This window comes from Fimbriimonadia bacterium (assembly GCA_039961735.1).
Classification (GTDB): domain Bacteria; phylum Armatimonadota; class Fimbriimonadia; order Fimbriimonadales; family JABRVX01; genus JABRVX01.
This window is the reverse complement of record JABRVX010000003.1, coordinates 1-14757: the sequence shown is the minus strand read 5'-3', so window position 1 is coordinate 14757 and position 14757 is coordinate 1. Positions and strand designations below refer to the sequence as shown.

The window sequence follows — 14757 nt, the reverse complement described above, 5'->3', positions numbered from 1 at the left end:
CAAGAGGGATGAACAGGAGTTCGCCTGCCGACCCAGAAATCCCTGCCGACACCTGTTCGCACCGGGAGATCCTTATGCAACCGAGAGAAGTCGTACAAGCCCTTCTGCGACACGAGATCTCTGAACGCATGGGAGTGTATGAGCACTGGTGGGAAGAGACGCTGCGGGACGCATGGCCCAGCCAGGGCTATCCCGAAGGGGCCGCCCCTGAGGACGTTTTCGACTACGACATCGAGAACTGTGGCGGCTGGTTCAACACCGAGCCCTTTCACGGTACCACGGAGACCTTAGAGGAGACCGACGAGTGGATCCTCCGGAGGGACGGTCGGGGGGCGACGCTGCGCTATTGGAAGGGCAAGTCCGGGACTCCAGAGCACGTCGACTTCGCCGTTACCGACTGGGACACCTGGAAGCGGTACCGAGAGCCGTTGCTTACCTTAGACCCCAGCCGTCTGGGTGACATCGAGGAGGTACGCAAGCGGCTCGCATCGGCACGAGAAAAGGGACGCTTCACGGTGTACGGTCAACTATTCGTGTTCGAGTTGCTTCGCGCCACGATGGGCGACCAGAACTTCCTTCCCGCACTCCTGTTAGAGCCCGACCTGATCCGTGACTTTTGTCAGGTGTATCTGGAACATTACCGGCTGCACTTCGACTACCTGTTCCGCGAGGCGGGCCTTCCGGACGGGATGTTCATCTACGAGGACCTCGGCTTCAGCAACGGTTTGTTCTGCTCACCTGCTACACTCCGTGAGCTGATTCTGCCCTACGAGCGCGAACTGGTTGGGTTCCTCAAGGAGTACGGCCTGCCCGTCATCCTTCACTCGTGCGGGGATGTACGGCAGGCAGTTCCCATCATCATTGAAGCCGGGTACGACTGCCTTCAGCCAATGGAGGCTAAGGCTGGATGTGACGTGGTGGAACTCGCTCGGGAATACGGCGACCGCCTTGCGTTCATGGGCAACATTAACGTGGTCGAGCTGACCACGAACGACAAGACACGCGTCGAAGCCGAGGTACTTACGAAGGTGCGGGCAATGCGAGAGATGCGGGTCCCCTACTTCTTCCACTCGGATCACTCCATCCCGCCGAACATCCGATACGACACGTATCGGTACGCGCTCGACGTCTTCCGGCAGAACTGGACTTACTGAGGAGACCGGAGGCGATCCCAGTTGTCGCGTAAGTATAGGTAGTCCTCTGGTCCGTCCAAGTCGAGCGAAGTGCGGGGCGACGCGTCGAGATCGACCCAGACGTCTTCTCCGACGAGTCGGCGTACAGCTCGTACACCTTCGTCAATCCGCAGACGGCCCAGCCGGAATCGAACGAGCAGTCCGAGCCCACACATCAGTGCCACGCGAAGCTGTGACTTGCGCGACTCGTGCAGCTGCTGAATCAGGTCCGCCAGGCATCTCGCCACTGCAGGCGTGACCATCGTGATGCCACCTGTGGCAAACTGGCCCTCTCGCACCTTGATGTAGGTATAAGGCGCCCCGGGTTGTTCTCGTTCGACGCGTTCCCGCCGTACGAAAGACGCCGCGGCTCCCAACCCGCTTGGAAGGCGAGCCAGGAAACCCTCGATGTCTTCCGACCGCAATAGTGGTAAGTCGGAGGGGATTACGAGCACGGGCTCGGTTACTTCCTCCATGCCGAGTGCGCCGATGCCACGCAGGATGTTTTGCGAAACGTTCGTTCCTTCGGCGACGAAGGTCACCCCGTTGGCAAGCGATTCCATCTCTTCTGGGCCGACCAGAGCTATCTTGTCCACGCCCCGCGAACCCTGAAGGGCCTCGAGAACGTAGTAGAGCGCCTCGCGGCCGCCGAGGCGGATCAGCCCTTTTCGATGCTCACCGGCGACGTCAGCGAGGTCCCGAGAAGCGAACCCACCCGCGACGACGACGGCGTTCACAGCGGAGGGAGTGGGTGAAGTGCGAGCCGGCACAGCACTTCGACACCGACCGGCAGAGCTTCGTCTGCGAAATCGAAGCCAGGGTGGTGACAGAATGGGCGGTCTCCTAGGCCGAGCCAAAGGAAGCAACCGGGTACTACTTCGGCAAAGCGGCCGAAGTCTTCGCCTCCCATCGAAGGTGCATCCACCCAACGCACGCGATCCTCGCCCAGCACCGTCGCTACGTGCCGTGCCAGACCGCCATGGTTGACAGTAACCGTGGTGCCTGGCGTAACCGTAAGCTCCAAGGAGCAGCCCAAGGCTCGGCATATGTTGGATCCGATCTCGGTCATCAGCTGCGGAACGCGCTCACGCATCTCCGCGGACAGGGTGCGGAAAGTGCCGGACAGGCGTGCCTCTGGCGGAATGATGTTGTAGGCGCTTCCCGCCTCTATGCGCGTAACGGTAAGGACTACGGAGGCGACGGCAGGGGTACGGCGCGAGGCGATGGTCTGCCACGCCGTGATCGAGTGCGCGGCGGCGACGATGGGGTCGCTCGTGCCTTCCGGATGTGCCGCATGACCCCCCTTGCCCCGGATTACGGCATCCCATGTGTCTGCCGAGGCCATGAGCGGGCCTTCTCGCAGACCGACGGTGCCCACCGGGATGCCGGGCCAACCATGCAGCCCGAAGATCGCTGCGGGGCGAGGATCGTCCAGCGCTCCGTCATGAATCATGGCGTCGGCTCCGCGCACGATCTCTTCGGCGGGCTGGAAGATGAGAAGCACCGGCCCCGGAAGTCGCTCTCGTAGGTCCGAAAGCACCGATGCCGCTCCAAGCAGCATGGTGGTGTGACCGTCATGACCACACGCATGCATCGCCCCAGCTATCTGTGATGCGTAGGGAAGCCCGGTTTCTTCTTCCATCGGGAGAGCGTCCATGTCTGCGCGCAGTGCGATGGTGGGCCCGCCGCCGTCGGATGGTATGAGGGCCGTGACGCCGCATCCGCCTACGCCAGTCTTGGTCTGTAGGCCGAGCGACTGGAGCCGTTCTGCGACGATGCCCGAAGTCCGCGGTAGGTCGAATGCGATCTCGGGGTGTGCGTGCAGATCGCGCCGGAGATCAATCAAGTCCGGCGTCAGTTTCTGGATTCGGTCGGTTAGGTCGGGTTGCATCTTTTGGAGCCTCCCGTGTCTCGTCGGCGCCGCAGACGAAGACTTCGGATGCGGTGCGGACATAGGATACCGTGAGCAGATCGCGCCGCTTCGCCGCAGGTACAGTCGATTCGTGGGGGAACTGGCCGTTTACGTTCACACGCCTTTCTGTCCGTCGAAGTGTCCGTACTGCGACTTCAACTCGTACGCTCGGCCGGAGGAGGAACACGAGACATTCACCCGCGCCTGCGAACTGGAGATTCGCCGCTCGGAGATGAGAGGGGCGCGGGTCGGGACGGTTTTCTTCGGTGGGGGCACGCCAACGTTTCTCTCGGTGGAGCGGCTGGAGCGGCTGTTTTCTGCATTGACCAGCACGTTCGACATCACGACCGAGGCAGAGATCACGGCAGAAGCGAATCCGGGCACAGTTGACGCCGAGCGCTTTACGGCACTTCGGGCGATGGGTTTCAACCGGATCAGCATCGGCGCGCAGAGCTTCCACGATCACGAGCTTCGTACCTTGGGGCGGGTGCACTCGTCGAGCGAGATATCGCGAGCCGTGTGTGCTGCTCGCCGTGCCGGCTTTGGCAATCTGAGTCTCGATCTGATGTATGCGCTGCCTGGTCAGACGTTGGGCCGCTGGATCGAGAGTGTAAAGGCCGCACTGGCGTTCGAGCCCGAGCACCTGTCACTTTACTGCCTCACCATTGAGCCTGGCACCCGCTTCGCCGCACTGGACCGGCATGGTCTACTCGACCTTCCCGACGAGGACGTGCAGATTGCGATGCAAGAGGAAGCCGAGAGGCTATGTGCGGCTGCTGGCCTAAGGAGATACGAGATCTCCAACTACGCGAAGCCCGGTCGGGAGTGCGAGCACAACCTGTCGTACTGGCGCAACGAGCCCTACGCAGGGTTCGGCCCGGGAGCGGTCTCGTATCTCGATGGCGAAAGGCGCAAGAACTTGCGGAGCCCTGCGCGTTATGCGGCTGCAGTTCTACAGGCTCGGGACCACGTCGAGGAGCGCGAGAAGGTGGGCGAGGACCTGTGGCTCGCGGAGACGCTGATGGTCGGGCTTCGCGTGATAGAGGGCGTACCCTTCGAGCGATTGGAAAGCCGTGTCCCCGATTCGAGAGCGCGGCTCGCTTCAGCTCTTAACGATCTGAAAGAAAAGGGCTGGGTGGAGGTCGACGAGTGCAGTGTGCGCCTCACGCGCGAGGGACTGAAGTTTCACGACTCGGTGACCATGCGTCTGCTGCCGTGAGGTGTGCAGAAAGCGAAAAACCGACCACCTGGGTCGGATGCAAGCCGCGATTGTGGTCTGGTCGCCGGCTTGGCGGGTCGCCACGGAGCGATAGAAGCTCCACTGTCTTTGCAGTACCTACGGTTCCCCCGTCGTTGGGATCCCCTGCACCACTTGTTGGCCTATCGAAGTCGCTCCTCGGAGCTATTCGACATTCTCGCCGAAGCCGGCGACCAAGTTGTTCAGCGTCTCTTCTATCCTTCCGTCACCTCCATATCATTCTAACACGGATTCCGTGATTCGGCATCCCCGCGCCTTGGGGAACCGCTCCGGGGCGCTTCATTGCGCTCCATTAAATATTCGGTTCGATGGGGTCGGAAAGTTCGGGCATCCGCCGGCTGGCATTGCCGGATTTGCGCGAGCTCGGGACGGGGCTGAGGCTGAACCCGCTAGAGAGGCAGTTTTTCGAAGGGGTCGCGGACGAGTCGCGTCACGTCTACCTTCCACTTGCCGTTCACGCGTCGCACGAAGAACTGGATTTCTCTCTCCTGCGGCGGCGTGCGGTCGTGAATACGCACCAGCATCTTCACCAGCGCAGTGTCTCCGGTGATGGAAGCCATGAGCGGCTCCTCTACGTGCGAGATGGGCAACGGCTTTACCTCGGCAAAGATCTCGCGCCATTGCTCCTCCGCAGGCGGGCTGCCTTCTGGAAGCCAGGTGACCGCGGAGAGCCGATTCACGTCACGCACGCGTAGGGCGGTAAGGAACTCGTTGACTGCCGAGACCGGTGAGTTGCCGATAGTGAAGATCAGCAGTACGATCGCGGCTATCATAGCCAGCGCGACAACCCATCCGACCACGGTCGTCCACTTGAGTCGCCTTCGGATCACCGCGCCCATGGGTTCACCTGGATCGTTTTCGGGATATCCACCTTCCAGCCTTCCGGCGTTCTGATCATCACCCAAGACATAACGATTATCTGCCGATAGCGCGGATTATAGATCTCCGTGTTGATCCACACTCTGTACTCGCCTACCTGTCTTTCGGCTCGGATGTTCACATTGCGGGCTCCCCGGTAGCCGTGCATCAAGCGGGTGCGGAAGAGCGAAGTCGGCGGGTACTCGAGCCTTTCCATCGTTGCTCCGTCGCCTTCCATCGCCGCAAGCAAGTAGCGCTGCAGCGTGCCGACGGGGCCATGCCACTGATGAGTGGAAAACACACCCAACACGGTGACGCTCAAAATCACTGCGACGGCAAGAGAGAGTGAAGAACGTGACATCCCGATTTCGTTCGGATGGTACCAGATGGACTGTCCCGAGCCGAGCCGAGGCGCCGCCTTAGGAACACGCCGGGTCGTTTCCGCGTCTGAACAGCCGACGACGATCGGCTGTGGGCGGGCAGGCTCACAGGGAGCACGGCAATCCTATGATAATATAGACGAGGTTCGGCGTGGCCGCCGCCGGTGCTGGGCACGGTCCGCAGTTTTCCGCCCGCTGGGATTGCTCTTTCGGGGTGTTGGGTCTGTTGAAACAATCTCGTCCGGTTCTGCGGCTCATATTAGGGGCCACTCGCGCCACCTCTGCATGCGTTGCCCTCCTCGCCTTCTTCGTTCCGACCTTTGCGGTGATTTACGTTTCGCCTACTGGGAACGACATGGGGGGCGGTAGTTGGGCCACAGCATTCAAGACTATCGGTCAGGCGGTAGCCGTTGCTCCCCAGGGAGCAGAGATCTGGGTGCGGCAAGGCGTGTACCAGGAGAACATCGTGATCCAGACCGCCGGCCTCCGTATCTACGGTGGTTTTCTGGGAGACGAGACGTCGCTCGAGGAGCGGCGAGGCAGCGCCACGGTCATTGATGCAGCGCTATCTGGACGCCCGATGCGGATCAACTTCGTCGCCGACGTACTCCTCGATCGGCTTACGCTGCGCAATGGTAATGCCGTGGGATTCGGTGGCGCCCTGTATGCAGCCTCGGCGAACAACCTCACGCTAACGGACTGCGTTCTCGAAGACTGCACATCCAGCACCAACAACTCCGGCGGTGGCATCTATGCCTCGAACGGATCCATTACGATCACGGACACCATAATACGGAGGTGCGTATCGGCAGATGTCGGTGGTGGGATGAGAGCGATTGGTGCCGATGTCTACCTAACGCGAGTGACCTTCGAAGACAACGTCGCTTCGAAAGGTGGCGGGCTCGCCCTCGAGGGGGGAGTCGGGTACGTGCGGTCATGCGTGTTTCGCCGGAATGTCGCGACCTGTGGTGGACTGGAGGGCGGCGGAGGCGCTTGGCTGCGCACCGTGCAGCAAGTGCAGATCGAAAGGAACTGGTTTACAGAGAATCAGGCTGGTGCAGGGGCAGCACTCGACATCCTAAACCGCACCAATACGAAGATCTACGCAAACCTCATCACCCGAAACACGGCTGGGGTAGCCGCAGTCTTGGTGCGCAATTCCGGAACCTGGCCCCGGCTGGTCAACAACACGTACTCCGACAACGTCTCCACGGTCGGGAACAGCGTGATGTACTTCTACGATCAGGCCTCTGGAACGATCCGCAACGAGAACATCACATTCAATACGGGCCCCGAGGCCGCCGTTGGGAGGGACGCCTCGGTTTCCTACTACTGGTCGTACGGCAACTTCTACATGAACTCTGTGGCGCCATTCTCGCTCCCCCAAGACTTGAATGCTGCCGGACCGACGACGACTCAGGTTGACCCCCGCTACGTCAACAGGCTCTTCCTGGATGTGCCGTGGAGCTACAATCTTCGCCCAGACAGCTTGGTTCGGGACTATGGGTACGTGGAAGTGCAGTTCGACTATTGCGGGGCACCTCGACCCGTGGACTCGAGCGGCTACGGAACGCCGTATCCGGACAAGGGCTGCTTCGAGTATCAGGCCGTAGCCCAATACGTGGCCATGTCGAGCTGGCGTGGTCCACAGGGCAACGGCGACCAGTCGTCGGCTCTGCTGCGAATCCGTGCGCAAGATGGAGACGGTCGGCTAGTTCTGGACGCCTGGGTGCCGCAGTGTGAAGCTGGCTTCTATGTGCTACCCGGAGATGTCTTTGCGCCGCAGAGCGGCCCGTGGACCATCCGAATCTCGGCCAAGGGATATCTGACCAGACAGATCGTGGTCCCTGCGCTTCCGGCGCACGGATCTACCGGGGTGAACGTTACGTTGATCCCCGGCGATGCGAACGACGACAATCGGGTGGACCTTCAGGACCTCAACCTGATCATGAGCACGTTCGGTGCGATCGGGCCTACGCCGGGAGACATCAACGGCGATCGGTCGGTAGACGTGCCGGACATGAGCACGGTGCTCGCGAATTTCGGTGCGCTGGGTGACTAAAGTAACCTATCGCACGGTCGCACTCGCAACCTCGTATCAATACTGGCACGCAGAGGGCGCATTTCACCGTGCCTTTGCGCTCAGGTAAGAAAACCGGACTGTGCTAATTCTACACAAGAAGATTGACGTACGGCAAAACTGCATGTAGAATATAGGGTGGTAGGTTCGGTGCGACTCGGTTGCTCGGACCGCATGCCGTGTGAAACGGTTTTGTGCTTTTCAGCATCCTCGCGGGCCTGCGGCTCGAGAGGGAGAGAGGGGCGCGCCGTGGGTTTCCCGATCTATCGGGACGACGGCAGTTTCGCTATCTCTAATTGTTAGAACGGAAGGAAGAGGGTAATGCAGCCAATACGACTCCTGTGTTGCAGCTTGCTGCTTCTGTCCGCGATTGCGGTGCACTCTCAGGTCATTCGCCCTGGAGAGCCTGGCAATCTAGGACAGGTCGGCAAGCTTGGAGACCTTAACGAGCTGAACATCGATTCGCCTGCGGATGGCCAGAAGGTGACGAGTTCGGTACAGTTCTCCATCAGCCACACTGCCATATCGCCGGGTCTCGCGCTGGACCTCCGGTGCGTGCGCAACGGAACGGGCGAGACCAAGTTCATTAGCGGACCCACGTTCCCGGATGGTGGTATTCCGGGCCTGTGGCCTCCGTGCGCGGACTTCGCGGTGGGCGGGCCGTTTCCGGACGGCACTTACACCTGCACTGCGCGTATTTACGACATGCAGACGAACGCCACGATCTTCAGCGATGTGATCCAGATCGTTCTGGACAAGACCGCGCCAGTTGCGTCAATTTCGCTGAACCCGGACAAGGGTTGCTACAACAACGGCGACACCAACGTTCAGTTCACCGCGAACGCGACGGATGCCAGCGGCTTCAGCTCCTGGAGCCTGACCGGCAACGGTATCGCCAACGAGTCCCATGGCGCAGCTTCGAGCCCGCTGAACGTGAACCGCACGATTGACATGGCCTTGCTCGCGGACGGTATCTATACCATTCAGTTCGAGGTTGCAGATGCCGCCGGCTTTTTGCCGCCCGACGTTTGCAAGAGTGGACCGAACGTGACCGTCCGAACGCTCGAATTCACCGTGGACTCGACCGCGCCGGTCGTCAACGTTCAGAGCCCTGGTAGCTGCCTGCGGGGCACGGTCAACTTCAACTGGAGCGTGAACAATAGCCCGCCAACCACCGCACTGGTGGACACGAAGGTGTACGTGGACGGCGTGCTGAAAGCGACCCTGCTGCCCACCGAGACCACACTCGCTTTCGACACCACCACGCTGGCGGATGGCAACCACACGCTGCGCGTGGAAGTTCGTGACGAGTGCGGCAACGTCGGCTTCAGCCAGTCGGCCTTCTCCACCGACAATACGGACCCGGTGATCACGGTGGTCACTCCGGTAATCACCGACCCGGGCCAGTGCAAGCTGGTGAAGGGGCCGACGGTTGCCATCTCGTTCACGATTAGTGAGGCGAGCAACTGGACCATCACCGTGGACGGCGGGACCACGGGCCTCAACCCGACCAACGGCTCGGGCACCAGCGGCTCCGTTCAGTGGACGCCTGGCGACTTCGCTTGCCACGACTTCCTGATCACGGCCACCGACACCTGTGGCAATCAGACCCAGACCCGGTTCCGCCTGCAGCAGGAAGAGGAGCCGCCCGGCGATTGCGAATGCGTCATTCTGCCGAACCTGATCTGGCGCGGCAACCTGACGACGACCGACCCGTTCGACAACGAGACCAAGCGGACGTTCCGACCCGAGGTCATCAACCTCGACGGCTTCACGATCCGTGACATTCTCAACTGCCACGGGGTGACGTTCGATGAGAACCTGATCATTCAGGCGGTAGACGTGCGCAAGGTGACTCCGCTCTACAAGTGCGGTGCCTTCGTGTTCGGCCCGGGTTCGGACCTAAACACCAACTGGTACACGCTGGCCTTTGCGACGAGCGCGAACATTGACGACTCGGTCGTGTACACCGCGTACCGCAAGTACTTGGGCAACCGCTCGCTGCTGTTCTCGCCTCCGGGAACGTGCTACGAGCTGTCGGTGACCTACGTCATCCGCGACCCGAACACTGGCCGAACCGGCCCGCCGATCACCAAGGTCCTCTGCTGGTGCGTGGAGATGCCCGATAAGGACGTCATTCGCGCCAACATCGAGTACTTCTCGACGGTGGCTGCGGGTCGCACCCAGAAGCCGAAGATCCCGCCGCACGTGGCCCAGGCACTCAACGATGCCCTGGACATTCCGAACGACCTGGACGCTCTGATTGCCTTCGAGCAGGTCATCGGGATGTACGCGGTTGACTTCCGGACCTTCATCGGGGCGGACGGCAAGCGTGACGTTCGGTGGTTGCACCATTACCTGATTGACAGTGACGAGGAGCCGATCGGCTGTCTGCTCATCGAGCAGGCCAACTCGCTGCTGTGGCACCCGTAGTCTAGTCGGACTAGACGAAGCACGCTGCCCACCGGGCTTCTGCTCGGTGGGCAGTTCTGTTTGTGATATTTTGTAATTGTAACAATAAGTACCACTAATCTGACGGTCACCCTGCAAACTTGCCGGTTTGCAGGATCGCTACTTCACCTACCGGCAAGAAACCAGGTAGAATTATTAATGAACTGCGGGGCCGGACCGCCCAGCGGCATTGTTGTAGTGTGGCCTAGACGCCCGTAGGAAGCAGGCTAGACCATCTTGAGTTTTTTGGTAAAGGAAAGGACCGCGCAGCCACTTGCTTTGGCAGCCCAGCGTGCTGGCCGCACGCTGGGTAAGCCCCACCTTTTCTTGACCCACTCCACAACCCTTTCCACCATCTTGGCCTCTCGGTCCCGCACAGCAGACTCCTTGCCTACCCCCCGGGCTTCGTCGGCACCCTCGTGCGCTGCCTCACCCTCCTCCCATCGAAGCGAAGCGGAAGGGAGAGTGTTGAGGTGGGAGACCTGCAGACCAGGCTCCAACCGCCGGACCGGCCCCGCCCGACCGGCTCGCCTCACCCCGCCCGCCATGCCGAACGGCTCTTCAGGGCTACCCGGTAGCACTACTAGTTTTCACAGACGCCCACCGACGAATGCCTGCCTGTTCCGGCACCTCCACCGGTTAGGGCGGCTGCAAGGAGGCGGAACAGCACCCCCATACGGCCGCATCCGCGGGCAAGTGTGCCCGGCGGCCCTTTCCGGGGTGAAAAGGTGAACCGATTCGGCATCCGCTTCCTGGTTGGCACTCTCGTCCTCACGCTATCGCATCTCGCCGCCTTGGCCGGGGTCGTGATCCACGTCTCCCCGGACGGCGACGACGCCAACGACGGCTCTTCTTGGGCCACTGCCAAACGCACCATCGGCGCTGCCATCTCCGCCGCTCCGTCCGACCCCTCCTCTCCCACCCGCATCTTCATCGTAGGCAAGGTCGTCGAGCGCAACGATCAGGGTGATGAGACCGTCGTCTTCGATGGGGTCTATAAGGAATGGCTGACCATCAACGCCAAGCACAAGCTGGAGCTCTACGGCGGCTTTGCCGGTACAGAAGACACATCCGACTTCAACCCCCCCGACAACGACAACCGATCCGGTGGGGAGACGGTGATCGATGGTCGGGAACTCGGCCACTGCTTAGTAGTGAGGCGATGCGAGGGGATGCGCCTTGACCGTCTTTCCCTCAAGAACGGAAGGGCTTTCAGCCGCGGAGGCGGGATGCTTGCCGAGGAATGTTCAGACCTCCAGATGACCTCTGTTACGGTCACTGACTGCCGACCTTACTACGGCCAGAGTGGTGGTGGAATTGCACTCCTGTCGTGCACATCATCTCTCGATAGAGTCAGCGTACTTAGGTCGCATTCGCTTGTGTACGGAGGCGGGCTCTACGTGTCTGGGGGAAGCCTCACGGCCTCCCGCTTGTACCTGTCAGACAACTCGGCTCGTTACGGGGGTGGCCTGTGCGTGTCTGCCAACGCAGACCTCGACGAGTGCCGGATCGAGCGCAACGCTGCCACGGGCTGGCCAGACTCGAAAGGGGGCGGCATTCTCATTGACGGCGGCGTGAACGTGAAGATCACCCGAGCATTCATCAATCGTAACGTGGCCGTCCGTGGCTCGGCGCTTGCGGTATCTGACGGAGCGAGAACATCGGCATCGAACCTGATAGTCACGAACAACGAGGGCGAATATGCAACCATCTTGGCTGATGGAGACCTAACGAGCATAGACGCTTGGCACTTTACCATCGCAGATAACCGAACAGCCGAAGACCCCCTGATCATGACTGGAGTGGGTGTGTCCAGGTTTTGGCTTCGTAACTCGCTGTTGGCTCACAATGATGCCCCGAGTATGTTCGGGAAGTCCGACAACTGCATATGGTATCTCGCGTGGCTACATAGCTGGGAGAATACTGGCGTCTTGTTTCATAATGACGACCTTGCGGCGCAGTTCACGAGTGAGATTTGTCAACAATGGAACGGCTTCCTGAACCGCAGGCTCACAGACGACCCTCTAGCCTATCAAATCCTACCGGGCTCAAGCGCGATCGATTGGTGTGCTCTCGGTGAGCCTTCCGAGTTCTACTTGGCCTCGGACCGAAGTAAGGGTATAATGCCTCGACCTGCCGCCGGTCACCCTTGGCCAGATGCTGGTGCCTTCGAATACCAAAGACACGATCAGCATGTTATTCTCGTTGGATGGCGCGGTGACGGCCCCGAGCCTGGGGACCAATCTAGCTGCCTGCTGCGCATTCAGGTCTGGAACGAGGAGGGCGAGCTCGCCTACGACGACATGGTTCCCCAGAGCCCTGACGGGTACTACGTGACTCGCGGCGGCTGGCAGTGGGAGCCGGACCGATCGTACTCGATAAGGATATCTGCGAAAAACTACTGCGGGGTCGTTCTATCCAATATTACATTCCCGGCGTACAACTCCACTGGCATCAATCCATATCACCAGCAGTTGGATCGCTACGGCGTGCTGCTGTATGGAGGCGATCTGAATGACGACGGGTGTATAAATGCGGTCGACCTCGCGTTGCTCTTGGCCTCCAATGACTGGGGTGCGCCCAGCGCACTCGATGTCGATGGGGACGGATTCCTGACCGTCTTCGACCTGAACGCTGTTCTCACGAACTTCAACCGAGATTAGCTCCAAGCGCGCTCTTAGAGCGCGCGAGTCGTCCACCCTGGGCATATGCGCGCCCTTTCCCCCGTGATGCGCGGCAAAGAACCGCGCATCACGGGCGCTGCGCTATTGACGGAACTCGTGGCCGAAGCTTGTACCAAACGCATTGGGCCCGAGGGTGCAGGTTAGGTTCCCAACAAGATTTGTCAACGCTGGCAGGAATTGCATTCGTGTGATATAATCACGGTAGAGCTGCTGGACAGTAGTTTTCCGAGTACCGATTGATTGCGGTCTTTTTGGTAAGGAGAGTGGATGTGATGGTTTTTGGCAGAGCACTGCTAATCTTGTCCGCTATAGCAATGTGGGCTGGGGGAGCGAGTCCTGTCTCGAGTCAGACCGTTTCGCCTCCAGAGGATCCCCTTCTAAATCCCCCGCCTGTGTCGCAAGGCCCACTTTTCACGAACGGGCTGGACAACCTCCGGCTAGGGAGAACCAACCCTCCCGCGACACTGGTGTGCCCCCATGATCCGCCCAGGGTCTCTAGCCAGTTTGAAGTGCAGGTTGACTACGAATGCACACCGGGCGTCGGTGTGTTCATCGTACTTGTAGACCGTCGGGCGCTGTCAAGTGACTGGGCCCCCACGATTCCCAATATCAAGGCACTCAAGAATGTGCCCGCGGGTCGCAAGCTGGAACTCGCTGGCGACTACTTCCCATTTGGCGGCCAGGGTACGGCCGTGAAGTGCGTGGACTTTGCTGTTGCGGGGTCTGATTACGAGGATGGGCGATGGCTCGCCGTAGCGTTCCTGTTCAAGGCCCCAAATTGGCCTCTGCCGCCTGGCGAGGAACCCTACGATTTCGTGGACCGTCTGTTACCTCCGCCTCCCCCACCCGTTGTGCAAACCCTGGACTTCGTGTTGGACCGACAGGGCCCTGACGTGGTTACAGCCGTTGAGTTCGACACCTACACTCCCAACGATACCCCGCCTCGCGTCTGGGCCCAAGCACAGGATCTGCTTAACGGAGACCCGCCTGGATCCGGGTTGACCGAGGTTCGGGTAACGGTCAAGAATCCTCTAGACCAGATTGTATCGCAGTGGGTGGTTCCCATACAACCGTGCACGACTGATCAACTCGCGACATGGACGGAGTGGCAAGGTGCATGGCCACCAGAACCGTTGGTTCCTGGGCAGTATGAGGTCACTGTCACTGCGTCGGATGGGGCTGGTTTTGTGCGGGCGTTTTGCTACACCGGCCCGAACACGAACTCAGCAAGCGATACCTTTGTACTGATCATCCCCCCCACCGTACGTTGTGAGCCGCCACCGAGCTGCAGCTGTAACCCGCTGACCGTCCGCTTCTGCGTTAGTGACGCCGACGCGGATTTTACCAAAACGTACAGCTATACGGTATGGCTCGATCTGAACGAGAACTGTCGGTTCGACCCCGGTGAGACAGTTATCCGGTCTGGAACATTCGGTGGCCTAGTACCCGGACAAGAGGTCTGCATCGAGTTCGAGTACACGTTCCTGGGAAGGACCCAGGTCGGGGTCGAGGTGACTGACCCAGACGGTTTGCGAGGGTCTGCTTGCTGCATCTACGATCCTGACGTTACGCCTCCGGACCTTCGCAACGGTTCTCCCGAGGGCGATTGTGTGTGCAGTCCGGTGGAGAACCTCCGCTTCGAGCTAAAGGACAACTGTCCCGAAGTTACTTGGGTGCTGAAGCTTGACGGGGTCGAGAAGTGCAGGAATACTGAATTCCTGGTTCCAGACGAGTGGACACCGATCACGTGCCCCGGACCGTTCGACCTGGCCGGGGGCCTGCACACGGTCGAAGTCGTGGCGACGGACAAGTGTGGCAACAGCAAGACCTACACATGGACCTTCGACGTGGATAAGACTCCACCGACGTTCCGCAATCCTTCCCCAACTGGCGACTGTGTGTGCAGTCCGGTTGACAAGCTGGAAGTGGAGACATCGGACAATTGCGAAGGCGTAGGACGGT

Annotated in this window: 10 protein-coding genes; 6 read left to right on the top strand and 4 right to left on the bottom strand. The window is 60.4% G+C overall.

The window, feature by feature from the left end; all coding sequences use genetic code 11:
- Positions 1–74: 74 nt before the first annotated feature.
- Positions 75–1154 (top strand): hypothetical protein, encoded by a 1080-nt coding sequence (locus HRF45_00790; GenBank protein MEP0765066.1) that lies wholly within the window; start codon positions 75–77, stop codon positions 1152–1154.
- Here the strand turns inward: HRF45_00790 and HRF45_00785 are convergent.
- Together HRF45_00785 and HRF45_00780 are read right to left on the bottom strand one after the other, a co-directional pair.
- A complete protein-coding gene (locus tag HRF45_00785) occupies positions 1148–1942 on the bottom strand; it encodes an NTP transferase domain-containing protein (protein MEP0765065.1) in 795 nt (264 codons plus the stop codon). The two genes, HRF45_00790 and HRF45_00785, sit on opposite strands and share 7 nt — an antisense overlap.
- Positions 1906–3063 (bottom strand): amidohydrolase, encoded by a 1158-nt coding sequence (locus tag HRF45_00780; protein ID MEP0765064.1) that lies wholly within the window; start codon positions 3061–3063, stop codon positions 1906–1908. Before HRF45_00780 ends, HRF45_00785 begins: the two co-directional genes overlap by 37 nt.
- Before the next feature lie 112 nt (positions 3064–3175).
- Here HRF45_00780 and hemW point away from each other — a divergent pair, with 112 nt between their 5' ends.
- Positions 3176–4303: a radical SAM family heme chaperone HemW gene (gene hemW / locus HRF45_00775; protein MEP0765063.1), complete on the top strand. Its 1128-nt coding sequence runs from the start codon at positions 3176–3178 to the stop codon at positions 4301–4303.
- Between the two features lie 428 nt (positions 4304–4731).
- Here the strand turns inward: hemW and HRF45_00770 are convergent, their stop codons facing one another.
- Together HRF45_00770 and HRF45_00765 are read right to left on the bottom strand one after the other, a co-directional pair.
- A complete protein-coding gene (locus HRF45_00770) occupies positions 4732–5181 on the bottom strand; it encodes a hypothetical protein (protein ID MEP0765062.1) in 450 nt (149 codons plus the stop codon).
- Positions 5169–5561 carry a hypothetical protein gene (locus HRF45_00765; protein ID MEP0765061.1) on the bottom strand — a complete coding sequence of 131 codons (393 nt, stop codon included), beginning with the start codon at positions 5559–5561 and terminating at the stop codon, positions 5169–5171. Before HRF45_00765 ends, HRF45_00770 begins: the two co-directional genes overlap by 13 nt.
- A 245-nt stretch (positions 5562–5806) precedes the next feature.
- Between HRF45_00765 and HRF45_00760 the strand changes: the two genes are divergently transcribed.
- From HRF45_00760 to HRF45_00745, 4 genes are all read left to right on the top strand, one after another.
- Entirely contained in the window at positions 5807–7642 is a 1836-nt protein-coding gene (locus HRF45_00760; GenBank protein ID MEP0765060.1) for a hypothetical protein, read from the top strand.
- 339 nt (positions 7643–7981) lie between these two features.
- Complete coding sequence (locus HRF45_00755) at positions 7982–10093, top strand: hypothetical protein (GenBank protein ID MEP0765059.1); 2112 nt, start codon at positions 7982–7984, stop codon at positions 10091–10093.
- A gap of 746 nt (positions 10094–10839) precedes the next feature.
- Positions 10840–12774 (top strand): hypothetical protein, encoded by a 1935-nt coding sequence (locus tag HRF45_00750; protein ID MEP0765058.1) that lies wholly within the window; start codon positions 10840–10842, stop codon positions 12772–12774.
- A gap of 566 nt (positions 12775–13340) precedes the next feature.
- On the top strand, positions 13341–14757 hold a 1417-nt coding region (locus HRF45_00745), incomplete at its 3' end, for a hypothetical protein (GenBank protein ID MEP0765057.1).